At 70.4% G+C, this 26,330-nt stretch carries 26 protein-coding genes; 18 read left to right on the forward strand and 8 right to left on the reverse strand.

Annotated features, from left to right (window positions below; translation table 11 throughout):
- Nucleotides 1-33: 33 nt before the first annotated feature.
- The 6 genes from ACLJQE_RS22735 to efeU all read right to left on the reverse strand — a co-directional run bounded on the left by ACLJQE_RS22735 (nt 34) and on the right by efeU (nt 5,473).
- A complete protein-coding gene (locus tag ACLJQE_RS22735; protein WP_410641328.1) occupies nt 34-444 on the reverse strand; it encodes a PPOX class F420-dependent oxidoreductase in 411 nt (136 codons plus the stop codon).
- A 17-nt stretch (nt 445-461) separates the two neighbouring features.
- Nucleotides 462-1,604, reverse strand: coding sequence for a GDSL-type esterase/lipase family protein (locus ACLJQE_RS22740; RefSeq protein WP_410641329.1), 1,143 nt, complete (start codon nt 1,602-1,604; stop codon nt 462-464).
- Entirely contained in the window at nt 1,601-2,170 is a 570-nt protein-coding gene (locus tag ACLJQE_RS22745) for a TetR/AcrR family transcriptional regulator (protein ID WP_410641330.1), read from the reverse strand. The genes ACLJQE_RS22740 and ACLJQE_RS22745 overlap by 4 nt, the downstream gene beginning before the upstream one ends.
- 62 nt (nt 2,171-2,232) lie before the next feature.
- Nucleotides 2,233-3,492: an iron uptake transporter deferrochelatase/peroxidase subunit gene (gene efeB / locus ACLJQE_RS22750; protein ID WP_410641331.1), complete on the reverse strand. Its 1,260-nt coding sequence runs from the start codon at nt 3,490-3,492 to the stop codon at nt 2,233-2,235.
- Nucleotides 3,489-4,631, reverse strand: coding sequence for an iron uptake system protein EfeO (gene efeO, locus ACLJQE_RS22755; protein WP_410641332.1), 1,143 nt, complete (start codon nt 4,629-4,631; stop codon nt 3,489-3,491). Before efeO ends, efeB begins: the two co-directional genes overlap by 4 nt.
- Nucleotides 4,628-5,473, reverse strand: coding sequence for an iron uptake transporter permease EfeU (gene efeU, locus ACLJQE_RS22760; RefSeq protein WP_410641333.1), 846 nt, complete (start codon nt 5,471-5,473; stop codon nt 4,628-4,630). The genes efeO and efeU overlap by 4 nt, the downstream gene beginning before the upstream one ends.
- A 369-nt stretch (nt 5,474-5,842) precedes the next feature.
- Between efeU and ACLJQE_RS22765 the strand changes: the two genes are divergently transcribed.
- Nucleotides 5,843-6,589, forward strand: coding sequence for a murein transglycosylase (locus ACLJQE_RS22765; protein ID WP_410641523.1), 747 nt, complete (start codon nt 5,843-5,845; stop codon nt 6,587-6,589).
- 207 nt (nt 6,590-6,796) lie between these two features.
- Here the strand turns inward: ACLJQE_RS22765 and ACLJQE_RS22770 are convergent, their stop codons facing one another.
- Nucleotides 6,797-7,201, reverse strand: coding sequence for a tetratricopeptide repeat protein (locus ACLJQE_RS22770; RefSeq protein WP_410641334.1), 405 nt, complete (start codon nt 7,199-7,201; stop codon nt 6,797-6,799).
- 72 nt (nt 7,202-7,273) lie between these two features.
- On the opposite strand from ACLJQE_RS22770, the gene ACLJQE_RS22775 reads away from it, so the two are divergent.
- From ACLJQE_RS22775 to ACLJQE_RS22840, 14 genes are all read left to right on the forward strand, one after another.
- Nucleotides 7,274-7,735: a VOC family protein gene (locus ACLJQE_RS22775; RefSeq protein WP_410641335.1), complete on the forward strand. Its 462-nt coding sequence runs from the start codon at nt 7,274-7,276 to the stop codon at nt 7,733-7,735.
- Between the two features lie 60 nt (nt 7,736-7,795).
- Nucleotides 7,796-9,082, forward strand: a complete 1,287-nt coding sequence (eno, locus tag ACLJQE_RS22780; RefSeq protein WP_086845187.1) for a phosphopyruvate hydratase — start codon at nt 7,796-7,798, stop codon at nt 9,080-9,082.
- Nucleotides 9,083-9,273: 191 nt separating this feature from the next.
- A complete protein-coding gene (locus ACLJQE_RS22785) occupies nt 9,274-9,636 on the forward strand; it encodes an FtsB family cell division protein (protein ID WP_410641336.1) in 363 nt (120 codons plus the stop codon).
- A 138-nt stretch (nt 9,637-9,774) separates the two neighbouring features.
- Complete coding sequence (locus ACLJQE_RS22790) at nt 9,775-10,284, forward strand: DUF501 domain-containing protein (protein WP_410641337.1); 510 nt, start codon at nt 9,775-9,777, stop codon at nt 10,282-10,284.
- Nucleotides 10,285-10,423: 139 nt separating this feature from the next.
- Nucleotides 10,424-11,602 carry a lytic transglycosylase domain-containing protein gene (locus ACLJQE_RS22795; protein ID WP_410641338.1) on the forward strand — a complete coding sequence of 393 codons (1,179 nt, stop codon included), beginning with the start codon at nt 10,424-10,426 and terminating at the stop codon, nt 11,600-11,602.
- 9 nt (nt 11,603-11,611) lie between these two features.
- Nucleotides 11,612-12,565 carry an exopolyphosphatase gene (locus ACLJQE_RS22800; RefSeq protein WP_410641339.1) on the forward strand — a complete coding sequence of 318 codons (954 nt, stop codon included), beginning with the start codon at nt 11,612-11,614 and terminating at the stop codon, nt 12,563-12,565.
- Nucleotides 12,566-12,828: 263 nt separating this feature from the next.
- Nucleotides 12,829-14,454, forward strand: a complete 1,626-nt coding sequence (locus ACLJQE_RS22805; RefSeq protein WP_410641340.1) for an ABC transporter substrate-binding protein — start codon at nt 12,829-12,831, stop codon at nt 14,452-14,454.
- A 91-nt stretch (nt 14,455-14,545) separates the two neighbouring features.
- Complete coding sequence (locus ACLJQE_RS22810) at nt 14,546-15,475, forward strand: ABC transporter permease (RefSeq protein ID WP_410641341.1); 930 nt, start codon at nt 14,546-14,548, stop codon at nt 15,473-15,475.
- Entirely contained in the window at nt 15,468-16,421 is a 954-nt protein-coding gene (locus ACLJQE_RS22815) for an ABC transporter permease (protein ID WP_410641342.1), read from the forward strand. The genes ACLJQE_RS22810 and ACLJQE_RS22815 overlap by 8 nt, the downstream gene beginning before the upstream one ends.
- Before the next feature lie 5 nt (nt 16,422-16,426).
- Nucleotides 16,427-17,422 (forward strand): ABC transporter ATP-binding protein, encoded by a 996-nt coding sequence (locus ACLJQE_RS22820; RefSeq protein WP_410641343.1) that lies wholly within the window; start codon nt 16,427-16,429, stop codon nt 17,420-17,422.
- Nucleotides 17,415-18,413 carry an ABC transporter ATP-binding protein gene (locus tag ACLJQE_RS22825; RefSeq protein ID WP_410641344.1) on the forward strand — a complete coding sequence of 333 codons (999 nt, stop codon included), beginning with the start codon at nt 17,415-17,417 and terminating at the stop codon, nt 18,411-18,413. The genes ACLJQE_RS22820 and ACLJQE_RS22825 overlap by 8 nt, the downstream gene beginning before the upstream one ends.
- Before the next feature lie 101 nt (nt 18,414-18,514).
- Nucleotides 18,515-20,209, forward strand: a complete 1,695-nt coding sequence (locus ACLJQE_RS22830) for a S8 family serine peptidase (RefSeq protein ID WP_410641524.1) — start codon at nt 18,515-18,517, stop codon at nt 20,207-20,209.
- 82 nt (nt 20,210-20,291) lie between these two features.
- Nucleotides 20,292-21,128: a hypothetical protein gene (locus ACLJQE_RS22835; protein WP_410641345.1), complete on the forward strand. Its 837-nt coding sequence runs from the start codon at nt 20,292-20,294 to the stop codon at nt 21,126-21,128.
- Nucleotides 21,129-21,229: 101 nt separating this feature from the next.
- Nucleotides 21,230-22,018, forward strand: a complete 789-nt coding sequence (locus tag ACLJQE_RS22840) for a hypothetical protein (protein WP_410641346.1) — start codon at nt 21,230-21,232, stop codon at nt 22,016-22,018.
- A 15-nt stretch (nt 22,019-22,033) separates the two neighbouring features.
- Here the strand turns inward: ACLJQE_RS22840 and ACLJQE_RS22845 are convergent, their stop codons facing one another.
- Entirely contained in the window at nt 22,034-23,527 is a 1,494-nt protein-coding gene (locus ACLJQE_RS22845; RefSeq protein WP_410641347.1) for a S10 family peptidase, read from the reverse strand.
- Nucleotides 23,528-23,558: 31 nt separating this feature from the next.
- Here ACLJQE_RS22845 and ACLJQE_RS22850 point away from each other — a divergent pair, with 31 nt between their 5' ends.
- The 3 genes from ACLJQE_RS22850 to ACLJQE_RS22860 all read left to right on the forward strand — a co-directional run bounded on the left by ACLJQE_RS22850 (nt 23,559) and on the right by ACLJQE_RS22860 (nt 26,317).
- Entirely contained in the window at nt 23,559-24,218 is a 660-nt protein-coding gene (locus tag ACLJQE_RS22850; RefSeq protein WP_410641348.1) for an endonuclease V, read from the forward strand.
- A complete protein-coding gene (locus tag ACLJQE_RS22855; protein WP_410641349.1) occupies nt 24,215-24,898 on the forward strand; it encodes a uracil-DNA glycosylase in 684 nt (227 codons plus the stop codon). The genes ACLJQE_RS22850 and ACLJQE_RS22855 overlap by 4 nt, the downstream gene beginning before the upstream one ends.
- 84 nt (nt 24,899-24,982) lie before the next feature.
- On the forward strand, nt 24,983-26,317 hold the full coding sequence (locus ACLJQE_RS22860) for an NAD(P)/FAD-dependent oxidoreductase (RefSeq protein WP_410641350.1): 1,335 nt from the start codon (nt 24,983-24,985) through the stop codon (nt 26,315-26,317).
- Nucleotides 26,318-26,330: the final 13 nt, after the last annotated feature.

The raw sequence follows: 26,330 nt of genomic DNA on the forward strand, positions 1-26,330 counted from the left end.
AAGGCCACATTGGGGCGCTGGGCCGGGTGGGCTTCAGACGCTGCGGATGTTCATCTCCAGTTCCAGGGGCTCCCGGTCCCAGTCCTCGACGCCGAAGGCCACGATGCGTTCCGGGTGGATCCGGATCACGGCGTCGTCCAGGTGGCCGTCCGGCACGTTCACCCCGACCAGCGCCTCGGCCCGGCCCCGGACCTCCAGGCACCGCACCCGCCACGGGTTCGTCGACGGGAGGTCGTCGACGACGAACGCCACGCGATCGTGCGTCGCGATGTTGCGGAACTTCTTGCTGGCGCGCAGGTTGTGCCCCGTGACGTCGATGGTCTTCTCGTCCGGGTTGTAGCGGAAGCCGACCGGGCTGTTCTGGAGGGTTCCGTCCGGCTGCTGGGTCGCCAGCCGGCCCAGCGGCTGGGCGGCGAGGTAAGCGAGCTCTGCTTCGGTGAACATGCCCGAAGCCTCCAACTTCAAGCTCCCTTGAAGTCAAGCACCCGCGAGGCGAACCGCGCCCCGATCCGGCGGTGGGCGGCCGGACAAGGGTGGAGGTCGTCCGGTAGCGGGAGGTCCGCGAAGTCGGCTTCACCGTACAGCGAACGGCCGTCGAGGTAGCTCAGGTTCGGGTCCTCGGCTTGCCGCTGCGTCACGATCCGGGCCAGCTCGGCCCGGATCACCTCCAGCGTCAGCTTGCCCGCCGCCCGCTCGGCCGGGTCGCCGGTCGCGCGGAACCGGAGCTCGCCCGCCGCCAGTGCCGCGTGGTCGAAGTCGCCAGGGCCGGGCGTCTGCTCGTGGATCGGGCAGTACAGCGGCGAGACGACCACGAGCGGGGTGTCCGGGTGGCCGTCGCGGATCGTGTCGAGGAAGCCGTGCACGGCGGGCCCGAACGCCCGCAGGCGCATCAGGTCCGCGTTGACCACGTTGATGCCCAGCTTGACGCTGATCAGGTCGGCGGGCGTGTCGCGCAACGCCCGCGCGGTGAACGGGTCGAGCAGCGCGTTGCCGCTGAAGCCGAGGTTCACCAGGTCGACGCCGGCCGCGGTGGCGGCGAGCGCGGGCCACGTCGTCGCGGGGCTCGCCGCGTTCGAACCGTGGCTGATCGAGCTGCCGTGGTGCAGCCACACCCGGCGTCCGGGAACCGCCTCGACCGGCGCGTCGGTGCGCAGGGCGACGAGCTCGGTGAGCTCGTTGTGCGGCAACCAGAGTTCGACGTCCTTGGGCTGCCCGCCCAGCCCGGCGAACCGGACCACCCCGGAGGAGCCCGTGGTGAGCGAGGACGCCCCGGTCGCCATGTCGACGTTCAGGGTGTGGCCGCCGGCCACGCTCGCCTGCGCGGTGAGTTCGCCGTCGACGAGCAGGTCGTACACGCCGTCCGGCCGCGGCGGGGCGCCGGCGTACACCTGCTTGGTCGGCAGCGTCTCCAGCTCGACGACGTCGGCCGTGGTCCGGAACCGCAGCCGGACGCCCGCGGGCTGCGCCTCGGCCATGGCGAGCCGCGGATCGCTGTTCTGCGCCCGCGCGCGAGCCGGGAGCCGGTGGGGCACCAGGCCGCGCCCGGTGCGTTCGAGTTCGAGGGCACCGCGGACGAGGTCCGCGGTCAGGGGAATGTCGATCAAGACCGTGGCCAATCGCGCAGGAGGGAATCGAGGACGGCGAGGACGCGGACCCAGCTCTCGGCCGCGGCGGGCGAGCTGTGGTCGAACCCGCCCTGGGTTTCGAGGCTGACGAACCCGTGGAAGACGCTGCCCAGCAGCCGCACGGCGTGCGTCTCGTCCGGTTCCGCCAGGGCGTAGCCGCGGAGGATCGCGCGCATCAGCTCGGCGTGCCGGGGACCGGCGCTCGCGGCGGCGGTCTCCGGGTCGAGCCGCAGCTGCGCCGCGGCGTACCGGCCGGGGTGCTCGTGGGCGTAGTCGCGGTAGACGTCGGCGAAGGCGGTGAGGGCGTCTCGCCCGGATCGGCCCGCGAGCGCGGCGGCGGCCCGGCCGGCGAGCTCGTCCAGCGCCAGCAAGGCGATCTTCGTCCGCAGGTCGTGCGCGTTCTTGACGTGCGAATACAGGCTGGCGACCTGGACGCCGAGCCGCCGCGCCAGCTCCGACGGCGTCACCCGGTCGAAGCCGGCCTCGTCGGCCAGCTCCGCTCCGGCGCGCACCACGCGTTCCGTGGTCAGTCCTGCTCGAACCATCAGCCTTCTCCCAGTTGCCTAAAGTCAGAGTAGATCAACCTAAAGACTTTAGGCAACCGGGTTCAGGAGAACAGAGCGTCGGCCCAGCTCGACTCGCGGGTCAAGCCCGGCGGGACCGCGAAGTGCGCGGAGCCGTTGTGCTGGACGTACTCCATCATCGCGTCCTTCGACGACAGCGCCTGCTGCATCGGCACGTACTGCTTCCGGGTGTCGCGGTTGAACGCCAGGAAGAACAGCCCCGCTTCGAGGTGCCCGACGCCGTCGGAACCGTCGACGAAGTTGTAGCCCCGCCGCAGGAGCCGGACGCCGTTGAGGGCCTGGTGCGAGGCCAGCCGGACGTGCGCGTCCTCCGGGATCACCTTCTCGCCGTCCGCGCCGCCGACGTCCAGGTCCAGCTCGTCGAACTCCGCGGTCTGGCCCAGCGGGGCGCCGACGCCCTTCGTGCGGCCGACGATCTTCTCCTGGCCGTCGAGGGTTTCGCGGTCCCACGTCTCGATGTGCATCCGGATCCGGCGGGCCACCAGGTACGTGCCGCCCGCCATCCACGCCTGCCCGTCGCCGGGCTCGGCCCAGACCTGGTCGCGGAGGAAGTCGGTGTCCTGGGCCTTGATGTTGTTCGTGCCGTCCTTGAACCCGAACAGGTTCCGCGGGGTCGGCTGCTCCCGCGAAGTCGACGAGCTGCGGCCGAAACCGAGCTGCGACCAGCGGACCTCGGTGACGCCGAAGCCGAGCCGCACCAGGTTGCGGACGGCGTGCACCGCCACCTGCGGGTCGTCCGCGCAGGCCTGGATGCACAGGTCGCCGCCGCTGCGGGCCGGGTCGAGCTTGTCCTTCGGGAACAGCGGCAGGTCGATCAGCTGCGGCGGGCGCTTGCCCGCCAGGCCGAACCGGCCGTCGAACAGCGACGGCCCGAACCCGATGGTCAGCGTCAGGTTCGACGGCGGCAGGTCGAGCGCCTCGCCGGTGTCGCCGGGCGGGGCGTACGCGCCGCTGCCCACCGCGCCGTTCGCGACGACCTCCTGGCCCGCCGTCATCCGGCGGGCCGCCTCGGTCCACGTCTTGAGCAGCTGCCGCAGTTTCTCGCGGTCCTTCGTGGTGACGTCGAGGGCCGCGAAGTGCAGGTTGGCCTGCGCCGGCGTGACGATCCCGGCCTGGTGCGCACCGTGGAAGTCGACGATGTTCGTCGATGCCTCGGCGTTGCCGCTCGTCGCCTTGTCGATCCCGATGCCGGCGGCGGCCCCGGCCCCGGCGAGCGCGACACCCGCGCCCGCCAGGCCGAAGAGCTTCCGCCGCGAGACGGGCGTGCCCTCTGTCGACGTCACTTGGAGACGACCTCCGCAACCTTGCTCAGCGGTTCGCTCAGCGCGTCGACGGCCGAGGCGAACTCCTTGACCTGGTCCTGGGACAGCTCGGTGTAGAGCTTGAAGCCGTCACCGGCGCGCTGCTTGTCGAGCAGGCTCTGCACGTTCGCGAACTCCTTGTCCAGAGTGGACACGAGCGCGGGGTCCTTGGCCTGCAGGATCGGCCGCAGCGAGGTGATCGCGCCCTTGGAACCGTCCACATTGGCCTGGAAGTCCCAGAGGTCGGTGTGCGAGAAGGCCTCTTCCTCGCCGGTGATCTTGCCGGTCGCGACCTCGTCGAGCAGGCCCTTCGCGCCGTTCGCGAGGTCCAAAGCGGACAGTTCGAGCGTCTTCGTCTTGGCGACCAGGTCCTTGACGTCGGCCACCAGCTTGTCGGCGATCTGGCCGCTGTCGGGCTGCAGGCCCGTCTTGAACAGGTCCTTCTCCAGCCGGTGGAAGCCGGTGAACTGCTGGTTCGGCTCGAGGTCGGCCTCGCGGACGTCGATGGCCGGGTCGAGGTCGCCGAACTTCTCGGCCACCGGCTCGATCCGCTCGTAGTAGACGCGGGTGCGCGCGTACGTGGCCTTCGCCTCGTCGGCCTTGCCCGCCTTCACGAGGTCGGCGAACTTCACCGTCTCGTCCTGCAGGGCGGCGGTGTTGTTCGCGACGTACTCGGCGTAGCTCTTGGTGGCCTGCGCCTTCTGCGCGTTGGTGTCGTTCTGCTTCGCGACGCCGCCGGTGACGGTGAAGTCGCCGCGGATGCCGTTGCCCGCCATGCCCGGCTTGCACGCGGTCTGGTACTTGCCGGCGTCGGCGACCTCGACGATCAGCCGCCGGTTGAGCCCGGGCGCGATGTTCTCGACCTCGCCCATGATCCGGTCGCCCTCGGCGTAGAGGTAGAACTCGGTGACCTTCGTGCCCTTGTTGGTGATCTCGAAGGTCACGTTGCCCGCCTTGGCCGTGGTCGCGGAGACCTCGCACGCGGTGTCGGACGCCGAGACCTTGATCGGGCCGTCCGCCACGGCACCGGCGGTGTCGCTCTTGCTGTCGCAGGCGGACAGCGCCACCAGGGCGGCGGCGCCGGCCACTACGGCCAGCGAGGGGGTCTTGCGCACGGTCACTCCTTCGAGGCGGCCGCGGCGGCGGGTGCCGGCGCGGTCTTCTTGCTGGGCTTGAGGAAAAGGGGCAGCACGACGGCGACGTAGGCGACCCAGGCGACGGCCTGCAGCACGGTGGTCTGCTGCGAGTAGTTGAAGATGCCCTTGAGCAGCGCGCCGTACCAGGACGTCTCGGGCAGCGTCGCCGAAGCGTCGAACGCCAGGTTGCCGATCCCGGGCAGGAAGGCGGCCTCCTGCAGGTCGTGCAGGCCGTAGCCGAGCACGCCCGCGGCGACGAACACCAGCAGGACGCCGGTGATCGTGAAGAACTTGCTCAGGTTGAACCGCACCGCGCCCTTGTAGAGCAGCCAGGCGAGCACCACCGCGGCCGCGATGCCGACGGCGAAGCCGATCAGCGGCTGCGCGGTGTCCGACTGCGCGGTCTGGACGGCGGAGTAGAAGAACACCGCGGTCTCCAGCCCCTCGCGCCCGACGGCGAGGAACGACAGCAGCAGCACGGCCGCGGGGCCGACGTTCAGCGCGTCGTCCATCTTCCCGCGCAGTTCGGCGGCGATGCTCTTGGAAGCCTTGCGCATCCAGAAGATCATCGCGGTGACGAACACGACGGCGACGATCGAGAGGCTGCCGCCGAGCAGTTCCTGGTGTTCGAAGGAGAGCTGGGCGGTCGTGTAGGTCAGGATCGCGCCGACCGCGACCGACAGCAGCACCGCGGCGCCGACACCCGGCCACACCCAGCGCAGCGCGTGCCGCCGCTCGGTCTTGACGAGGAAGGCCACCAGGATGCTGACGACCAGCGCGGCTTCCAGGCCTTCGCGCAGCCCGATCAGCGCGCTCGAAAACAACACCGGTCCGCCTCCCTGCGTTCTTCGGGGTCCGTGAAGGTTTTAGGTAAGGCTCACCTGTAAGTCCAGCGAGCGTACGCCCGCGGGGGACGGCAGAATCCGGCAAAAAGGACTATGGTTCGAAGTTAGGTTAGGGTAACCGCAGGTCAGGCGCTTGCGCGTCGACTCGATAACGAAATCTGTGACATCGCTGGCCGGGGGAGGGTTTTTACCCTCCGCTTGCCTGGTCAGCTGTTTGGCGGTCCCTCTTGAGTGCGTCCGTAACCTGTTCGGGTGGCCGATACCGCTCAGCCGACCGTCACGCCTCCGTCGTCGCCTCCGGGCGGCCCGCCCAGGCGGTACGTCGGGCGGGCGGCGCTCGCGGTGGGCCTCGTGCTCACCGGCGTGATCCTCGTCGTCACCATCGGTGTCCGGAACCCGGACGCGCCCGCGGCGTCACCACCGGTTCAGCCGGCGCTCGCCATCCCCGAACAGCGGCCACAGCCCGGTGCCGAAGCGCCGCGGGCCGGGCTCGCCGCGCCGGTCGACCGGCCGCAGGTGTCCGACCGCGTCGAACTGGACGCGTGGGCGGCCCGCGTCGCGGACAAGACGCACGTCCCGCCGCGGGTGCTGGCGGCGTACGGCCGGGCGGAGATGTGGATGCAGCGCCAGAAGCCGACGTGCCACCTCTCGTGGGCGACGCTCGCGGGGATCGGCCGGGTCGAGAACGAGCGCGGCGAGTTCGACCTCGCGGCGATCGGCGCGGACGGCCGGGTGGCGAAGCCGGTGGTCGGCCCGCCGCTGGACGGCTCGCCGGGCGTCCCGGCGGTGCACGACAGCGACGGCGGCAAGCTCGACGGCGACAAGTCGTGGGACCACCTGATCGGCCCGATGCAGTTCCTGCCGTCGACGTGGAAGAAGTACCAGGAGCGCGCGAACGGCGACGGCGGCGTGCCGGACCCGCAGAACATCGACGACGCGGCCTTCACGGCGGCCCGGTTCCTCTGCTCGGGCGGCGACGACCTCGGCACCCCGGCCGGCTGGTGGCGGGCGGTCCTGTTCTACAACCAGGCCCTGGCGTACGGCCAGGACGTCTTCAGCGCGGCGGACGCCTACGCGGAGGCGAGCGTCGCGCCCTGACGCCGGTTGTCCACAAGTCGATGGGACGGTGGACAACTCCCTCTCACGGCCGGTTTCGTCGGTGGGCGCCGATAGACTGGACTCGGGGACGCCCCCCCAGGGACGGGCGGGGGAGTTTCCGCGGGAGGTTCCTGGCGGAGAACGGGACTGCAGCAGGTGCGGCGGCGTCGCGTTCGGCTCCTGCGAGGGCGTTCGGCCCTGGCCTGCTCAGTGGTCGCGCAGCGCGATGCGGGCCTTGACCTCGTTGATCGCCTCGAGGTATTCCGGCACCGGGTTCATCGCCGACGCCATCCGCATCTGGGCCAGCGCCTCGACGAAGCGGCCGAGGCGCTGCAGGGTGCGGCCCAGGATGAACCGCGCGTAGTGGTCCGTCGGGTCCAGCTCCAGCACCCGGGTGAACGCCTCTTCGGCGCGCCGCAACTGAGCGGAGTGGAAGTACGCGCGCCCGGCCAGCAGGTGCACCGACGGTTTGTCCGTTTCGGATTCCAGCAGGGGCTCGAGGGCCTTCAGCGCGTCGAGCGGACGACGGCGGCCGACCAGGTCTTCGGCCTGGCGGAAGGCATGAAACCGCGACTCTTCGGGAGGCTGCGAAGCAGCTGCGGCGTCCGTCATGGTCACTCCCACGTTACCGCGAGAGAGGGGGTTGCACACGCCTCCGATCGGGACGTGATGGACTGTGCCGCCATGAGCAGCGGGTACCGGGGCCTGGCGCCCTACCTCTACTACTCCGACGCCACGGCGGCGCTCGCCTGGCTGACCAGGGTCTTCGGCTTCACCGAGGAGGTCCGGTTCTGCGACGCGGCGGGCGAGGTCTTCCAGGCGACGCTGCGGGCGGGCGGCGCGCGGATCCAGATCGCCGGTGTCGGGCCGGACTACTGGCAGGCCAAGGGGGTCGACGGGCCGGTCGGCCAGCTCAACATCCTCTACGTCGACGACGTCGACGAGGCCTACGAGCGGATCGAAGCCGCGCTGGGCGACGAGTGCGAGCTGGAGCCGCCGCAGGACCAGCCCTACGGCGCCCGGGTGTTCACCGTCGCCGATCTCGGGGGCAACAGCTGGACGTTCTGGCAGCAGACGTCGGAGACCGTCGAGCTGCCGCCGGGATGGCAGGCCGTGCGCTCGGGCGGTGAGTCCTCCAACGGGTGAACTGCGGTGACGGCTAGGCTGGGCGCGAAACCGCAGGCACGACGCACCGAGGAGCATGGCGTGGCTCTCATCGAGCAGGTAGGCGCGCGCGAGATTCTGGACTCGCGCGGCAACCCGACGGTCGAGGTGGAGGTGGCTCTCGACGACGGCACCCTGGCGCGGGCCGCGGTCCCGTCGGGGGCGTCGACCGGCGAACACGAGGCGGTCGAGCTGCGTGACGGCGACACCGGCCGGTACAACGGCAAGGGCGTCGAGCGCGCGGTCGCCGCGGTGCTCGACGAGATCGGCCCGGAGATGGTCGGCATCGAAGCCGTCGACCAGCGGATCGTCGACCAGAAGCTGGTCGACCTCGACGGCACCCCGGCGAAGTCCCGGCTCGGCGCGAACGCCATCCTCGGCGTCTCGCTGGCCGTCGCGAAGGCCGCCGCCGAGTCGGCCGAGCTGGAGCTGTTCCGCTACCTGGGCGGGCCGAACGCGCACGTGCTGCCCGTGCCGATGCTGAACATCCTCAACGGTGGTTCGCACGCGGACAGCAACGTCGACGTCCAGGAGTTCATGATCGCGCCGATCGGCGCGGAGACCTTCCGCGAGGCCCTGCGCTGGGGCGCGGAGGTCTACCACTCGCTGAAGTCGGTGCTGAAGGGCCGCGGCCTGTCGACCGGTCTCGGCGACGAAGGCGGCTTCGCGCCGAACCTGGCGAACAACCGCGAGGCGCTCGACCTGATCCTGCAGGCCATCGAGAAGGCCGGCTACACCCCGGGCCGTGACGTCGCGCTCGCGCTCGACGTCGCCGCGACGGAGTTCTTCGCCGACGGCGCGTACACGTTCGAGGGCAGCAAGAAGAGCGCGGAGCAGATGTCGGCCTACTACGCCGAACTGCTGCGCGACTACCCGCTGGTCTCCATCGAGGACCCGCTGAGCGAGGACGACTGGGACGGCTGGGTCACCCTGACCGCCGAGGTCGGCGAGAAGGTCCAGATCGTCGGCGACGACCTGTTCGTCACCAACCCGGACCGCCTGGAGGAGGGCATCACCCGCCGCGCCGCCAACGCGCTGCTGGTGAAGGTCAACCAGATCGGCACCCTGTCCGAGACGCTCGACGCGATCTCGCTGGCCACGTCGTTCGGCTACAAGTCGATGATGAGCCACCGGTCCGGCGAGACCGAGGACACGTTCATCGCGGACCTGGCGGTCGCCACCGGCGTCGGCCAGATCAAGACCGGCGCCCCGGCCCGCGGCGAGCGGATCGCCAAGTACAACCAGCTGCTGCGCATCGAGGAGACCCTCGGTGACGCCGCCCGGTACGCCGGCGAGCTGGCCTTCCCGCGGTTCAGCGCCGAGGCCTGACGCCGATGGCGGATCGGGGGAGGACACGCGGCCGCCGCGGCGGTGGCGGCTCTTCGAGGACGGGTCGGCCCGCGCCGGCCCGCCGCCCCGAAGCGGCGCGCCGCCGCACCGGCGACGCGGAGACCACCAGGGCCCGGCTGCGCCGGGGCTTGGCGGCGAAGCGGGCGTCGGGTGCGGCGAAGGTGCTCGGCATGTCCACCACCCGCCGCGCGGCGGTGGTGGCGATCGTGGTGTGCGCGCTGGCGTTCACCATCGCCGTGCCCCTGCGCACGTACCTCTCCCAGCGGACCGAGGTCCGCGAACAGCAGGCCCAGCAGGCTCAGCTGCAGCAGGAGGTCGCTCAGCTCCAAGGCCGCAAGGCGGAGCTGAGCGACCCCGCGCAGATCGAGGCCGAAGCCCGGCGCCGGCTGCGGTACGTCAAGCCGGGCGAGACGCCGTACATCGTCCAGCTGCCGGAGGACAAGGCCCCCGACGCGGCCCCGCCGGCCGGACAGCAGCAGCTCCCGGGCAGTTCCTGGTACGACAACCTCTGGAACCAGGTCTCGGGCGGCTGAGCCCGAGCGCCCCAAGGTGGCCTTCGGTGCGTTCAACGCACCCAAGGTGGCCTTCGGTGCGTTGAGCGCACCCAATGCCACATTGGGGCGCTTGGGGCGCGGGCCGGGTGGTGGGGGGCACGCTCTAACCTGGTCCGCGTGGACAGCACGCAGCAGCACCGGTTCGAGCCCGTCACCGACGCCGACCGCGAGATCATCGCGGAGCAGCTCGGGCGGCCGCCGCGGGCGTTGCGGGCGATCGCCGCGCGGTGCCCGGGTGGGCACCCCTCCGTGGTGCAGACCAGCCCGCGGCTGGAGAACGGCACGCCGTTCCCGACGCTCTACTACCTCACCTGCCCGAAGCTGAACTCCATGATCGGCACCATCGAGGCGTCCGGGATCATGAAGGAGATGACGGAGCGGCTGACCACCGATCCCGAGCTCGCCGCGCAGTACCAGCGCACCCACGAGGCCTACCTCGCCGAGCGGGACGCCATCGAGCCGCTCGGCCACCAGGTCACCGCCGGGGGCATGCCCGGCCGGGTCAAGTGCCTGCACGTGCACGTCGCGCACGCACTGGCCGTCGGCCCGGGCGTGAATCCGTTCGGTGACGAGACGTTGGCCCTGCTTACGGCCAATGGGTGGCCTTCGGGCGACTGCGCCGCGTAACGCTCGCGCCGCGTGAACAGATAACTGGTCTGGGTGAGCGAAAACCTCGATCGCGTCTCTCGATGGGCTGAAAGTTTGCCGCGGGTGCGGCAGGCTGTCCCCCTGGAGTGGTGACGATCCGGCCGGGAGGGCTCTGAGCATGCGTGTGCGGCGGCTGCCAGACGCAGTCGGAAGCTACGCCCGAAGATTCGGAATCCGCCACCGCACCGCGTACCCGCTGATCACCGGCATCCTGGCCGTGGTCCCGGCGCTGGTCGCCGGCGGCGGCACCCTCGGCTGGCTCGGCGGCAGCGGCGACCACACCCGCGACGCCGCGCTCGCCCAGGGCTACGACCCCGGGAACGCCGCCCTTCAGCAGATCGCCGTCGACGGCACCCTCCCCGGCGCGCCCACCCCGCTGCCCCTGCCGGCGTACGAGCTCCCCGACGGCCCGCTCGGCATCCCGGCCACCGCGCTCAAGGCGTACCAGGACGCCGCCGGCATCCTCGGCCGCGAGCTGCCCGCGTGCCACATCGACTGGGCGCTGATCGCCAGCATCGGCCGGATCGAGTCCAACCACGCCCGCGGTGGCTACGTCGACGCGGCCGGGAACACCCGCGAGCCGATCCTCGGCCCGCAGCTCAACGGCCAGGGCAATTTCGCCGCGATCCCGGACACCGACCAGGGCCTGCTCGACACCGACCCGGTGTGGGACCGCGCGGTCGGCCCGACCCAGTTCATCCCGGGCACCTGGAAGGGCTACGCCTCCGACGGCAACGGCGACGGCAAGTCCGACCCCAACAACATCTTCGACGCGGCCCTGGCCACCGGCCGGTACCTGTGCTCCGGCGGGTTCGACCTGGCGAAGCCGGACCAGCTGCGCGGAGCGATCTACCGGTACAACAACTCCGACACGTACGTGAACACGGTGATCCTGTGGGCGGACGCCTACCGCAACGGGATCATGCAGGTGCCGGACAGCACGGTGCCGATCGGCGCCCCGAACGCGGCGCTGGCCCCGGCCCCGCCGTCCGTGCCGCCACCCCCGGTGCCGCCGGCCACGGTCTCCTCGGCGCCGCCGACCACGCCGGGCACCTCGAAGCCGCCGACCACGACCACCACGCCGGACTCGTGCACGAAGCCGCCGACCACCACCGTCATCCCGACGACGGAGGTCAGCACTTCGACCACGCCGCCGCCGGAGACCACCCCGCCGACCACGAGCACCACCAGCTCCTCACCGACCCCGACCCCATCACCCACGTGCGGGCAAACGGTCACCTCGATCTCGACGACCACCACGACCACGACCGTCGGGACGACGACACCCGCCAGCTAGGGTGATCGCATGCCTCGTGTTGCCGCGATCGACTGTGGGACCAACTCCATCCGCCTGCTCGTCGCCGAGCTGACGCCGCGCCACGACGGCACGGTCGACCTGCGCGACCTGCACCGCGAGATGCGGATCGTCCGGCTCGGCCAAGGCGTCGACGCCACCGGCGAGCTGGCCCCCGAGGCGCTCGAACGCACCCGCGCCGCGCTCGCCGACTACACGGTCGCCGCCCGGCGCAAGGGCGTGGAAAAGGTGCGCATGGTCGCCACGTCCGCGACCCGCGACGCGAAGAACCGCGACGAGTTCTTCCGCATGACCCGCGAAACCCTCGGCGTCGAGGCCGAAGTGATCAGCGGCGACGAAGAGGCGCGGCTCAGCTTCACCGGCGCGGTGGGTGAGCAGGACCCGGACGACGGCCCCTTCGTGGTGGTCGACGTCGGCGGCGGCTCGACCGAGCTGGTCCTCGGCACCTGGGACGGCAAGCGGGCCGAGGTGCTCGCCGCGAAGTCCGTCGACATCGGCTGCGTCCGGATCACCGAGCGCGCGCTGAAGAGCGACCCGCCGACGGCGAGTGAGATCGCGACCGCCCGCGACCTGGCGGGCAAGGTCCTCACCGACGCGTTCGACGTCGTCGACGTCTCCCGCGCCCGCACGTGGATGGGGGTCGCGGGCACGGTGACGACGCTGTCGGCGATCGCGCTGGGACTGCCGGAGTACGACAGCGAGCGGGTGCACCTGTCCACATTGAGCGCGGCGGACATCGACCGCCTCGCGGCGGAACTGCTGCAGAGCGACCACGCCACCCGCGCCGCCAACCCGGTGATCCACCCGGGCCGCGTCGACGTGATCGGTGGCGGCGCGGTAGTGGTCCAGACCCTCGCCGAGCAGCTCGCGGCCCGCGGCGGCCCGACCGAGCTGGTCGTCAGCGAACACGACATCCTCGACGGCATCGCCCTCTCCCTCGCCTGACCCGCCGCCGGGCGCGCCTTGGCTGACCGACCGTTCGGCCGCCCGAAAGGGCTTGCGGCGCAACGCAGACCGTGGGTGAGCGGGTGATGACCTGCTGTCCGCGCTAGCCCGTCCGGAGTACCCGGATTCCTACGTTTGTTGTGCTCCAACCAGGTGGTCCGGACGGTCGTCACACATTTGCAACACCGCAGTCCTGTGATCGGCTTCACCGGCCCCGATAGCGTGCGTCTCACCTTTCGGACACACCGGATATGGAGGGGATCATGCGTCTTTCGCGCAGGCTCTGGGGACCCACGGTGGTGATGACCTCGCTGGCGCTCGCGCTCACCGCGTGCGGCGGCGGCTCGGGCAGCTCCACGGGCGCCGGCGAGACGGACCCCGACGGCACGGTCAGCGTCTACGGCACCGAACCGCAGAACGCGCTGGTCCCGACCAACATCAACGACCTCGGCGGCACCAAGGCGGTCCAGCCGATGTTCGCCACCCTGGTCGGGTTCAAGGGCGCGGACGCGAAGCCCTTCAACCTGATGGCGGACTCGATCACCACGGCCGATTCCAAGGTCTTCGACATCAAGATCAAGCAGGGCTGGAAGTTCCACGACGGCACCGAGGTGAAGGCGCACAACTTCATCGACGCCTGGAACTACGGCGCCTACGCGCCGAACGGCCAGCTCAACACCGACTTCTTCTCGAACATCCAGGGCTACCAGGACGTCCACCCCGCGGACGAGAACGCCAAGCCGGCCACCGACAAGATGTCCGGGCTGGTCGCGAAGGGCGACTACGCGTTCCAGGTGACGCTCAACGCGCCGTTCTCCGTCTTCGACATCAAGATCGGCTACCAGGCCTTCGCGCCGCTGCCCGACGCGTTCTTCAAGGACCGCCCGGCCTTCGAGCAGCACCCGATCGGCAACGGCCCGCTCAAGTTCGTCTCGCGGACGCCCAACCAGGACATCAAGCTCACCCGGTTCGACGACTACAAGGGTGACGACAAGGTCAAGTTCAAGAACCTCGACATCAAGATCTACGCCAGCCAGGAGACCGCCTACCAGGACCTGCTGAGCGGGCGGCTCGACTTCATGGAGGCGCTGCCGCCGTCGGCGGTCGCGGGTGGCAAGTACAAGAACGACCTCGGCGACCGGCTGGTGACCGGCCACCTGCTCGGGATCAGCACCATCAACATCCCGTACTACGTGCCCGGCTACAACAACCTCGAGCTGCGCAAGGCCATCTCGATGGCGATCGATCGCGCGCAGATCACCAAGACCGTCATGAACGACACCTACGTGCCGGCCGACGGCTACATCTCGCAGGGCATCCCCGGCGCGCGTCCGGGTGTCTGCAAGTTCTGCAAGTTCGATCCGGCGGCGGCCAAGGAAGCCTTCGCGAAGTCCGGCTTCCAGGGCAAGCTGACCATCGCGTCCAATGCGGACGGTGGCCGCAAGGAACCGCTGGTCGCGGCGTGCAACAGCATCAAGAACACCCTCGGCGTCGAGTGCGACTTCGTGCCGGCCACCGACTTCGGCCAGTGGCGCAGCATCGTGACCGGCCACAAGCTCACCGGCATGGGCCGGTCGGACTGGTCGGCGGACTACCCGTCCATCGAGAACTTCCTGAACCCCCTTTACAAGACCGGCGGGTCCTCGAACGACTCGACGTACTCCAACCCGCAGGTGGACGCCCTCCTCGCCCAAGCGGACTCGACCGTCGACAAGGACACCGCGGTCAAGCTGTACCAGCAGGCCGAGGACCTGGTCGCGCAGGACCTGCCGACGATCCCGGTGTGGGACGAGAAGGGCACCGCGGCGAAGTCGAAGAACCTCAAGTCCGCGGGCCTGGACTTCCGGCGCATGCCGGACTACCCCTCCATCGAGGTCCTGAAGAAGTAGTGACGCGCTGAGAAGCCGCACCCACCACCACGGCGTCGTGGGCGGGAACGCACTCCCGCCCACGACGCCCGGCGCGCACTAGGAACTCGTCATGATCCGCTATGTCCTGCGACGGCTGCTGCAGCTGATCCCGGTGTTCTTCGGCACCACGTTCCTCATCTACGTCCTGGTCTGGGCCGTGCCCGGCGACCCCTTCTCCGGCAAGTGCGGCCAGGTCGCCTGCCCGCCGGCCTACATCGCCGCGATGACCGAGAAGTTCCACCTGGACGACAACCTCTTCGTCCAGTACTTCAAGTACCTCGGAAGCCTGTTCACCGGCGACTGGGGCGAAACCTTCAACGGCACGTCCGTCGGCGAGCTGATCGCCACGTCGTACCCGATCACGCTGCGCCTGGCCGTGATCGCGGTGATCATCGAGGCGGTCATCGGGCTCACCGCCGGCGTGCTGACGGGCTTGCGCGGCAAGGGTTTCCTCGACAACCTCGTGCTGGTTTCGACCACGTTCCTGATCTCGCTGCCGGTGTTCGTCACCGCGATCGTGCTGCAGCTCGCCCTGGGCGCCAACGGCCTCGGCTGGATCGAAGCGAGTGTGTCGGACGACCCGGGCGTCGGCGAGCTGATCGTGCCGGGCATCGCGCTCGGCAGCCTGTCCATGGCCTACGTGGCCCGGCTGGCGCGGACGAGCATCGCCGAAAACCGCCGCGCCGACTACGTCCGGACGGCGATCGCGAAGGGCCAGCCGGAGCACCGGGTCGTCCTCGTCCACCTGCTGCGCAACTCGGTGATCCCGGTGCTGACCTTCCTCGGCACCGACCTCGGGGCCCTGATGGGCGGCGCGATCGTCACCGAAGGCGTGTTCAACATCAACGGGCTGGGCGGGCTGATCTTCCGCGGCATCCAGAACCGGGAGAGCGCGACGGTCGTCGGCGTGGTCGTCCTGCTGGTGCTGGTGTACCTGCTGATGAGCCTGATCGTCGACCTGCTCTACGCCGTTCTCGACCCGAGGATCCGCTATGACTGACCCGAACCTGGTGGGCGGCGGCGGGGCCGACGCCGCGGAGCTGTCCCGGGTGGACGACTCCGCCACCGGCCCGCAGAAACCCCGCAGCCTGTGGAGTGACGCGTGGCGCCAGCTGAGGCGCAAGCCGGCGGTCATCGTCTCGGCGGTGATCATCCTGGTCATCGTGCTGATCGCGATCGCGCCCGGGCTGTTCAGCTCGCGCGAGGCGGGTTTCAGCGACCTCACGCACGCGAACGAGGGCCCGTCCGCGGACGCCTGGTTCGGCTACGACAACCAGGGCCAGGACGTTTACGCCCGCACCATCTACGGCACCCGGGCGTCGGTGCTGGTCGGGCTGTTCTCCACGCTGGTGACCGTGCTGCTGGGCTCGGTCATCGGCATCGTCGCCGGCTACTACGGCCGGCTCGTGGACAGCCTGCTGTCGCGCTTCGGCGACATCTTCGCCGGCCTGCCGTTCGTGCTCGGCGCGATCGTCATCCTGACGACGTTCAACGCACCCGGCGCCAACCCCGGCGCGGTCACGATCATCGTCCAGGTGGTCTGCTCCATCGCGGTGCTGAGCTGGCCGGTCGGCATGCGCATCATGCGCTCGGCGACCCTGGTGGCCAAGCAGCTCGACTACGTCAAGGCCGCACGCGGGCTCGGCGCGAGCACCCCGCGGATCATCTTCCGGCACCTGCTGCCGAACACGATCGCGCCCGTGCTGGTGTACGCCACCATCGCGCTCGGCGCGTTCATCGGCGCCGAGGCGACCCTGGCCTACCTCGGCATCGGCGTGCGCGCGCCGGTGATCTCGTGGGGCGTGCTGATCGCCGACTCGCGGGACTACTTCCGGAACGACCCGCACATGCTGCTGTTCCCCGGTGCCTTCGTCACCCTGACCGTGCTGGCCTTCGTGATGCTGGGTGACGGCATCCGCGACGCGCTCGATCCGAAGTCGAGGTAGCTGCCTTGTCCGACAACGAACTGCTGCTCGAGGTCGAGAACCTGCACGTCGAGTTCCGGACGTCCGACGGCGTGGCGAACGTGCTCAACGGCGTCGGCTACGCGGTGCACGCGGGCGAAACGCTGGCCGTGCTCGGAGAATCCGGCTCCGGCAAGAGCGTCACGGCGCAGACGGTGATGGGTATTCTGGACTCGCCGCCCGGCGCGATCACCGCCGGTGCCGTGCGCTGGCGCGGCGAGGACCTGCTGACGGCGTCCGAGGACCGCCGCCGCGAGGTGCGCGGCAGCGAGATCGCGATGATCTTCCAGGACGCGCTGTCCGCGCTGAACCCGGTGTTCACCGTGGGCTTCCAGATCGAGGAGCAGCTGCGCGTCCGGCTCGGCATGTCCAAAAAGGACGCGCGGAAGCGGGCGATCGAACTGCTCGACACCGTCCGCATCCCGGCCGCCGAGCGCCGGATCAAGGACTACCCGCACCAGTTCTCCGGCGGCATGCGCCAGCGCGCGATGATCGCGATGTCGCTGGCCCTCGACCCGGACCTGCTCATCGCCGACGAGCCGACCACCGCCCTCGACGTCACCGTGCAGGCCCAGATCATGGACCTGCTCGGCGAGATCCAGGCCGAGCGCAAGATGGGGCTCGTCCTCATCACCCACGACCTGGGCGTGGTCGCCGAGGTCGCCGACCGGATCGCGGTGATGTACGCGGGCCGGATCGTCGAGCAGGCCGGCGCCGTCGAGCTGTTCCGCGCGCCGGCCCACCCGTACACCGCCGCACTGATGGATTCCCTGCCCCGGCTCGACCTCAAAGGACAGACGCTGGAAACCATCAAGGGCCTGCCGCCCAGCCTGCTGGACATCCCGCCGGGCTGTCCGTTCCACCCGCGGTGCAAGCGAGCCGAGGATCGGTGCAGCGCCGACGTCCCGCCCCAGCACGCGATCGGCTTCGGCCGCACGAGCGCGTGCCACTTCGCCGAAGAGGTGGTGAGCTCCCGTGCCTGATCCAATCCTGTCCGTCCAGGACCTGCGGAAGTACTTCCCGGTCCGCACCGGCATCCTGTTCAAGCGCACGATCGGCCAGGTCAAGGCGGTCGACGGTGTCTCGTTCGACCTGATGCCGGGTGAGACGCTCGGCGTCGTCGGCGAGTCCGGTTGCGGGAAGTCGACGCTCGCCCAGGTCCTGATGCGCCTGGAGGAACCGACCGGCGGCACCGCCAGGTTCGAGGGCCGCGACATCTTCGCCATGCGCGGAGCCGAGCTGCGGAAGCTGCGGCGCGAGATCCAGATCGTGCTGCAGGACCCGTACACCTCGCTCAACCCGCGCATGACGGTCGGCGACATCGTCGGCGAGCCGTTCGAGATCCACGCCGAGGTCGCCCCCAAGGGCTCGCGGGCGGGCAAGGTGCGGGAACTCCTCGACGTGGTCGGGCTCAACCCCGAGCACCTCAACCGCTACCCCCACCAGTTCTCCGGCGGGCAGCGCCAGCGCATCGGCATCGCGCGGGCGCTCGCGCTGCGGCCGAAGGTGATCATCTGCGACGAGCCGGTGTCCGCTTTGGACGTCTCGATCCAGGCGCAGGTGATGAACCTGCTCGGCGACCTGCAGGGCGAGTTCGGCCTGTCCTACGTCTTCATCGCGCACGACCTTTCGGTGGTGCGGCACCTGTCGAACCGCGTCGCGGTGATGTACCTCGGCAAGATCGTCGAACTCGGCACCGAGGAGGAGATCTACGAACGGCCGTCCCACCCGTACACCCAGGCGCTGCTGTCCGCGGTTCCGGTGGCGGATCCGGCCGTGCGCGGGCGCCGCCAGGTGATCCGGCTGACCGGCGACGTGCCGAGTCCCCTGGATCCCCCGTCCGGGTGCCGGTTCCGCACGCGGTGCTGGAAGGCCGAGGACCGGTGCGCGACGGAGGTGCCGGAGCTGGTGCCCAGGACGGACGGGCACTTGTCAGCTTGTCACTTCGCGGAGCAGAAGTCGGTTGTTCCATAACGTACGTTTGGCCGTTGTTTACGCATTGTCCGGTCTATACGGTGCAGGAACCGCTTTCGAGGAGGAGAATCGTGAAGAGACCCAGGCTTTTGGCCGCGGCCATGGCCGTCCCGCTGTTCGGGGCGCTCTCGGCGGTCGCGGTCCCGGCCGCGTCCGCGCAGCCCGCGCTGGCCGGCCCGGCGACCGAGTTCACCGTGCTCGCCAAGGACGCCCAGAGCGTCGCGAGCGCGCAGAAGGCGATCCGCGACGCGGGTGGCACGGTCCTGGCGACCAACAGCGCGGTCGGCCTGATCAAGGCCAGCGCACCCGCCACCGGGTTCACCGAGCGCGTGACCACGAACCGCGCCGTGTTCGGCGCGGCCAAGGCCCAGGCCATCGGCTCGGTGCCGAAGTCGGGCAAGAAGGTCAAGAGCGACAACGTCGAGAAGGAAGGCCGCGGCGCCGCCGCTAAGAAGCAGGCCGCCGCGAACAAGGCGGTCGGGATGGACCCGCTGGACGACCAGCTCTGGGGCCTCAAGTCCGTCCGCTCCGACCTGTCGCGCACCAAGCAGGCGGGCAGCAAGCAGGTCAAGGTCGGCGTCATCGACACCGGCATCGACGGCACGCACCCGGACATCGCGCCGAACTTCGACCTGGCAGCCTCGCGCAACTTCACCCGCGACATCCCGACCGACGTCAACGGCGTCGAGGTCGACGGCCCGTGCGAGTTCCGCAGCTGCATCGACCCGGCCAACCACGACGACGGCGGCCACGGCACGCACGTCGCCGGCACCATCGCCGCCGCCGCGAACGGCTTCGGCGTCTCCGGTGTCGCACCCAACGTGACGCTGGTGAACATCCGGGCCGGCCAGGACTCGGGGTACTTCTTCCTGCAGCCGACCGTCGACGCGATCACCTACGCCGGCGACGCGGGCATCGACGTGGTCAACATGTCGTTCTACACCGACCCCTGGCTGTACAACTGCACGGCGAACCCGGCGGATTCGGCCGCCGAGCAGGCCGAGCAGCGCACGATCATCGAGGCGACGCAGCGTGCGCTGAACTACGCGCACCGCAAGGGCGTCACGATGCTGGTCGCGCTGGGCAACCAGCACACCGACCTGGGCGCGCCGCTGCCGGACACCACGAGCCCCGACTACCCGGCGAACAGCACGCACCCGCGCACAGTGGACAACTCGACCTGCCTCAACCTGCCGGTCGAGGGCAACCACACGATCGGTGTGAGCTCGTTCGGGCCGTCCCAGAAGAAGGCGGACTACTCGAACTACGGCGTCGAGCAGATCTCGGTCTCGGCCCCTGGCGGCTACTTCCGCGACTACTTCGGCACCCCGTGGCACCGCACGCTGGAGAACCAGATCCTCTCGACGTACCCGAAGAACGTCGGGATCGCCGAGGGCAACATCGACGAGGCGGGCAACATCACGCCGGACGGCGTCACCGCGGGCATCAAGAAGGCGACCGCGGCCGACGGCCGGGTCGGCTACTACCAGTGGCTGCAGGGGACGTCGATGGCCACCCCGCACGCCAGCGGTGTCGCGGCGCTGATCGTGTCCCAGTACGGCAAGAAGTCGCACGGCGAGTTCGGCCTGGACCCGGCCAAGGTCCAGCGCGTCCTCGAGGGCACGGCGGCGGACATCGCCTGCCCGGTGCCGCGCACGGTGGACTACCTGAAGGAAGGCCGCACGGCCGAATTCACGGCCACGTGTGAGGGTGACCCGTCGTTCAACGGCTTCTACGGCCACGGCGCGGTCGACGCCTACGCGGCGGTGACGCGCGGGTCGCAGTACCTGAAGTAAAAAGATTCGAACGGAATGCCCCGGACAGGGCAACCTGTCCGGGGCATTCCGCGTGTATGGCAGGACCTGGGGGGAGATTTCGTTGATCGTGCATGAGCCGGCGCTGCCGGTGGACCCGAGGTTGCCCGGCGAGCCGACGGTGCTCGAAGTCGGCCGCACACAGCTGTGGCTGGGCCGCCGAGGGGTGCGGGTGAGGCTGCCGACGCGGTTGCTGGCGCTGCGCATCGGCGGGCGCGCCATCGGCTGGCGGGGGATAGCCGGCTACGCGATCGTCATCGCGGTCCTGTGGTTTTCCGCCGGCGCCTTGTTCAAGGCGGTGGACCTGCCGGGGCAGACCGCGGTCTACCCCGTGCTCTTCGCCGTGTTCCAGGTGTTGCGCTGGCGGGTCGCGCAACGCCGGGAACAGCTCGCCGAGCGCTTGACCGGCGCCGACGCACCGCCTCCGCTCCGGAGCGCGGTGCGGCAGGTCGGCTGGTGGTACCTGGTTTCGACGGCCGTCACGTTCGTCGGCGGGGCGGTGCTGTGCGCAGCGGCCTTGCTGACCGAGCCCCGGTCAACCGGGAACCACTGGTACTCGCCGTCGGTGGCGATCGGGGTGCACACGTGCGCGCTGGCGGTCGGTGCGGGCGCGACCGCGCTGGTGCTGGGCCGGGTGCTCCGCGCGCCGGTCATCGCCGAGGACGAGACGTCGCGGCTGGTCGACGAGGTGCTGCGGGCCGAGGACCCGTACCGGTTCGCCTCGAGCGTCGTGTACGCCGTGCTGGCCCTGCCGATCTTCGTCGTCGACTGGGAGGTGCCCGGCCCGCTGGAGTGGATCGGCCTGGCGTACCTGGTGGTCGTGACGACGACGCAGCTCATCGGCTGGCTGCTGGCCCGCCGCCGGTACCGAAGGCTGCCGCCCGGGTTCTACGGCCGGTAAACCCTTCCACCTCGTCGGGCGTGTAGGGCAGGACAGGGGAGGGCCATGAGCGAACAGGTACCGGGCCGCGGCGAGTGCAGGCCGTCGCCGGAGGACGCCCGATGATCGTGTTGACGAAGGCCGAGCAGACGGCGGTCAAGTGGCTCGAAAAGCGCGGTGTCCGGGTCGCCGAGCCCGCCACGCTGCTGACCTACCGGTTGAGCGTCCGCGCCGGGCGGCGGTCGCCGGACGCCTTCGGCGCGGTCTTCGCCCTGAACGCGGTGCTCTTCGCCGGCCTACTCGGCTTCGGGCTCCTGCGGCTCCTGCCCGGCGTGGACGGTGACGACCTGCCGGACGGCGGCTACATCTTCTTCGTCGTCGCCGCGACTCTCCTCACGACGTGGCTGCACGTCCGCGCGGGCGACCGGCGGGCGGCGGCCTGGCTCGGAGACCGGCGGCCGCACCGGCCGCCTCCGTCCGGGCGCGACGTGCTGAACGGCTGGTACCTGACGTCCCTGCTGGTCACGTTCGGCGGGGGCGCCGCGCTCGCCGTCACGATGGCGGCCGGCGGCTCGCTCTGGGCGGTGTTCTGGCTGGGCCTGCTCGCCCTCGGCGCGGTGGTGGACGCCGTGATCCTGACCGGCATCCTCCGCCGTCCGGTCCTGGCCGAAGACGAGGACGAGGGCTCACTGGCGGTCGACGTCGTGACGCGGCTCCACGACGTCCACCTCCTGATGCCGTCGGCTTTCGCGGTCCCGGTGCTCGCCGACCTCGTGTTCGGCGACCTGCCGGGCGCGCCGTGGCTCATCGGCTACGTCGTGCTCGCGGTGGCCACGCACGTCGCCGGGTGGTTCGCCCAGGCGCGCCGGCTTCCCGCCCTCCCCGCGGACGGCCACTACGGGGAGGGCTGACCACCACCGCGGAACTCAGCGGTTCGACGCCTTCTTGACGAACTTCGCCAGGTCCTTCGACTGCTGCACCCGCGTCGGCTCGTGGATGTACATCATGTGGCCCGCCGGGTAGTACGCCGTGTCGATGTTTTCGTGCAGTTCCTCCGGGATCTGCAGGTGGGCCAGCACGTGCTCGGCCGCGTAGTACGCCGTCGCGCCGTCGTAGTGGCCGAAGGCCACGTGGACCTTCAGGTGCGGGTTCGCGCGCATCGCCCCGCTCAGCGAGTTCACCACCGAGACCGACCGGCCCTCGAAGTCCGAGTACGACCACGCCTTGAACGTGTCTTCGTTGATCAGCTCGTACGGCAGATCGCTGGAATACCCGAGCTCGGCCCGCACGTAGTGGTTGAACGCCGCCGAGTACGCGCCGATCACGCGGGAGATCGACGGGTCGTCGCTCATGTGCTCGCGGCCGCCGTCGGGCTCCCAGGTGGTGAACCGGCCGTCCATGCGGCCGACCGTCAGGCCGCGGTCGCGCAGCAGCTCCGTGAAGAACCGGACGTGCTCGATCCGCAGGTTCACCCGGTCCACATAGGACTCGCTGAGACCGGTCAGCGACGCCAGCGTGGCCACCGCCTCCGTCCGGTCCTGAGTGGACAGCCGGGCGCCGCGGGACAGCGCCCACGGCAGGTCCTTCGCCGCGAAGTCCTCGGCGTCGGCGAGGACGTCGTCGAGCGGGCGGTCGCCGTGCAGGCCGTGGTAGTGCGCGATCGCCGCGTACGTCGGCACGTACAGCGAGTACGGGAGGTCGTTGCCCTCCGTGAACTGCAGCGTGCCCAGGTCGAGGACCGACGAGATGAGCAGCAGGCCGTTCAGGTAGAGCCCGTGCCGGTCCTGCAGGTGCGCGGCCAGCCCGGCGGCGCGCAGCGTGCCGTAGGACTCGCCGGCCAGGAACTTCGGCGACAGCCAGCGCTGGTGGCGCGACACCCACAGCCGGATGATCTCGCCGACCGATTCGATGTCGCCCTTGAACCCGTGGAAGTCCTTCGTCTCGCCGCCTTCGGACGCGCGCGAGTAGCCGGTCGAGACCGGGTCGATGAACACGAGATCGCTGTGCACCAGCAGCGTCTCGGGGTTGTCGGCCAGCCCGTACGGCGGCGGCACCAGGTCGTCGACGTCGCCCGAGAGCACCCGGCGCGGCCCCAGCAGGCCCATGTGCAGCCAGATGCTCGACGAGCCGGGGCCGCCGTTGAAGGCGAACGTCACCGGCCGCGACCCCGGATCGGCGTCGTCGAGGGTGTAGGAGGTGATGAACACCTCGGCCTTCGCCTTGAAGCCCTCGGACTTGCCGTCCTTGACGATCTCCTTGCGGAGGACGACCCGGCCCGCTTTCGCCGTGTATGCGAGTTTCTTCCGCTTCACGGTCAGCGTGTGCTGGGTCGTGACGATGTCGTCGGTCGGGTCGGCCGGGATCTCGGTCGGCTCCGCGGCCTTCGGCTCGGGGGCCTCTTCGGGGGTGCTGTCCGCCATGGACCCAACTTAGTTGTGGAAGGGTGAGCTCGTGCACACCGGGGACTGGCCCACCACGGTCGAGGCGGCGCTCGCCGAGCAGGACCGGCTTCGCGGCCGGGTCCGGCTCGCCGACGACTGTCCCGAGCTGCCGCCGACCGTCACCGGCCTCGACGTCGCCTACGACGACGCCGGCGGCATCGCCGCGGCGGTCGTCACCCTCGAAACCGCCGGGCTCACCGTGGTCGAGGAACGGACCCACCGCGCGAAGGCCGTCTTCCCGTACGAGCCGGGCCTGTTCGCCTTCCGTGAGCTGCCGCCGCTGCTGGCCGCGCTCGACCTCCTGGACCGCGTCCCCGACGTCCTGGTCTGCGACGGCCACGGTCTCGCCCACCCGCGGCGCTTCGGCCTGGCCTGCCACCTCGGCGTGCTGACCGGGCTGCCCGCGTTCGGCGTCGGCAAGACGCGCTTCGTCGGCACGCACGCCGCCCCGGCGTTCACGCGCGGGTCGGCGGAGCCGCTGATCGACGCGGGGGAAGAAGTCGGTGCCGTGCTGCGGACGCAGGACGGCGTCAAACCGGTGTACGTCTCGGCCGGTCACCGGATCGACCTGGCCCACGCCTGCCGGCTGACGCTGGCACTGACCCCGCGCTACCGGCTGCCCGAGACCACGCGGCACGCCGACCGGCTGTCCCGGGTGGCGCTGCGATGAGGTCGCTGCCCGAGCTGGACGCGGCAGTGGCGGGCTGCCGCGCCTGTCCGCGGCTGGTGGCCTGGCGCGAGGGCGTCGCGGGCACCAAGGCCGCGTTCCGCGGCGAGGAGTACTGGGCGCGCCCGGTGCCGGGCTTCGGGCCGCCGGACGCGTCGCTCGCCGTCGTCGGCCTGGCGCCCTCGGCGCACGGCGCGAACCGCACCGGCCGGATGTTCACCGGCGACCCATCGGGTGATTTCCTGTTCCGGGTCCTGCACGAGGTCGGGCTCGCCTCGCAGCCGACGGCGACGGCCATCGGCGACGGCCTCGAGCTGTACGGCACGCGCCTCGTTTCGCCCGTGCGGTGCGCGCCGCCGGAGAACAAGCCGACGCCGGCCGAGCGCGACACCTGCCGCCCGTGGCTGGCGGAGGAGCTGGCGCTGTTACGTCCGACACTGCGGGCGGTCGTGGTGCTCGGCGCGTTCGGCTGGCAGGCGTCACTGCCCGTGCTGTCCGCGGCCGGCTGGCCGGTCCCGCAGCCGCGTCCGGCGTTCGCGCACGGGGCCGTCGTGGAGCTGGGCGACCTGCGGCTTTTCGGCTGTTATCACGTCTCACCACGCAATGTCCAGACGCGCCGGGTGACCCACGCCATGGTGGCGGACGTCTTCCGCGCCGCGACCTCGGTGACAGCGCACGACTGAATCGTTACGGAAACCGCAGCGACCCTGGTCACAGCGGGATGGGGCCCCCGAGCGAGGTCGTGGCGAAGGTGTCACCATGAGGACATGGCTGCTGCGAAGTCGAAGTCGGAACCGACTCGGATCCTCGTCCTCGGTGGTGGGTACGTCGGGCTCTACACGGCGTACGGCCTCCAGAAGATGCTCCGGGCCAACGAGGCCTCCGTGACCGTCGTTGACCCGCAGCCCCACATGACCTACGCGCCGTTCCTCCCGGAGGCCGCGGCCGGCGCGATCGAGCCCCGGCACGTGGTCGTGCCGCTGCGGCGGGTGCTCAAGCGCTGCCACGTGCTGACCGCGCGCGTCACCAAGATCGAGAACGAGAAGAAGTCCGTCACGGTCGAGGCGGCCGACGGCCACATCGAGCAGCTGGGCTACGACATCCTGGTCGTCGCCCTCGGCGCCGTCGCGCGCATCCTGCCGATCCCGGGCCTGGTCGAGGAGGGCATCGCCTTCAAGACCATCGGCGAGGCGATCTACCTGCGCAACCACATCATGACCAAGCTCGACGAGGCGGCCAGCACGCTCGACCCCGAGCTGCGCAAGCGCCTGCTGACGTTCACGGTGGTCGGCGGCGGCTTCGCCGGCATCGAGGCGCTGGCCGAGCTCGAGGACATGACCCGGTTCGCGGTGGAGAACTACTACCCGAACATCCAGGTCTCCGACATCCGCTGGGTGCTCGTCGAGGCGGCCGGCCGGATCCTGCCCGAGGTCCGCGAGACGCTGGGCGTCTACACGGTCGAGCAGCTGGAGAAGCGCGGCATCGAGGTCTACCTGTCGACGGCGGCGAAGTCGTTCGAGAACGGCCACGTCGTGCTTTCGGACGGCACCGAGTTCGACACCGACACGATCATCTGGACCGCGGGCGTGAAGGCCAACCCGGTGGTGGGCCAGTCGGACCTGCCGGTCGACAAGCGCGGCCGCCTCGAAGCGACCGCCGCGATGCAGGTCGTCGGGCACCCGGACGTGTGGACCGCGGGCGACAACGCGGCCATCCCGGACCTCTCGCGCACCGAAGAGGACCCGACGGCGACCTGCCCGCCGAACGCGCAGCACGCGGTCCGCCAGGCCCGGCTGCTGGCGAAGAACATCATCAAGGTCCTGCGCGGCGGCAAGCCGAAGGACTACTACCACAAGAACCTCGGCGCGGTGGCCAGCCTCGGCCTCCACAAGGGCGTCGCCGACGCGCTGAACCTGAAGATCAAGGGCTTCCCGGCGTGGCTGTTCCACCGCGCCTACCACCTCAAGGCGATGCCGACCTGGAACCGCCGCATCCGCATCCTGTTCGACTGGATCCTGGGTGGCCTGTTCCGGCGCGAGGTGATCTCGCTCGGGCAGATCAACAACCCGAAGGACGAGTTCGCGCGCGTCTCGAAGTCCTGAGCGCCCGCTTTCG

Origin of the sequence: Amycolatopsis sp. lyj-346 (assembly GCF_046548975.1) — a bacterium.
Classification (GTDB): domain Bacteria; phylum Actinomycetota; class Actinomycetes; order Mycobacteriales; family Pseudonocardiaceae; genus Amycolatopsis.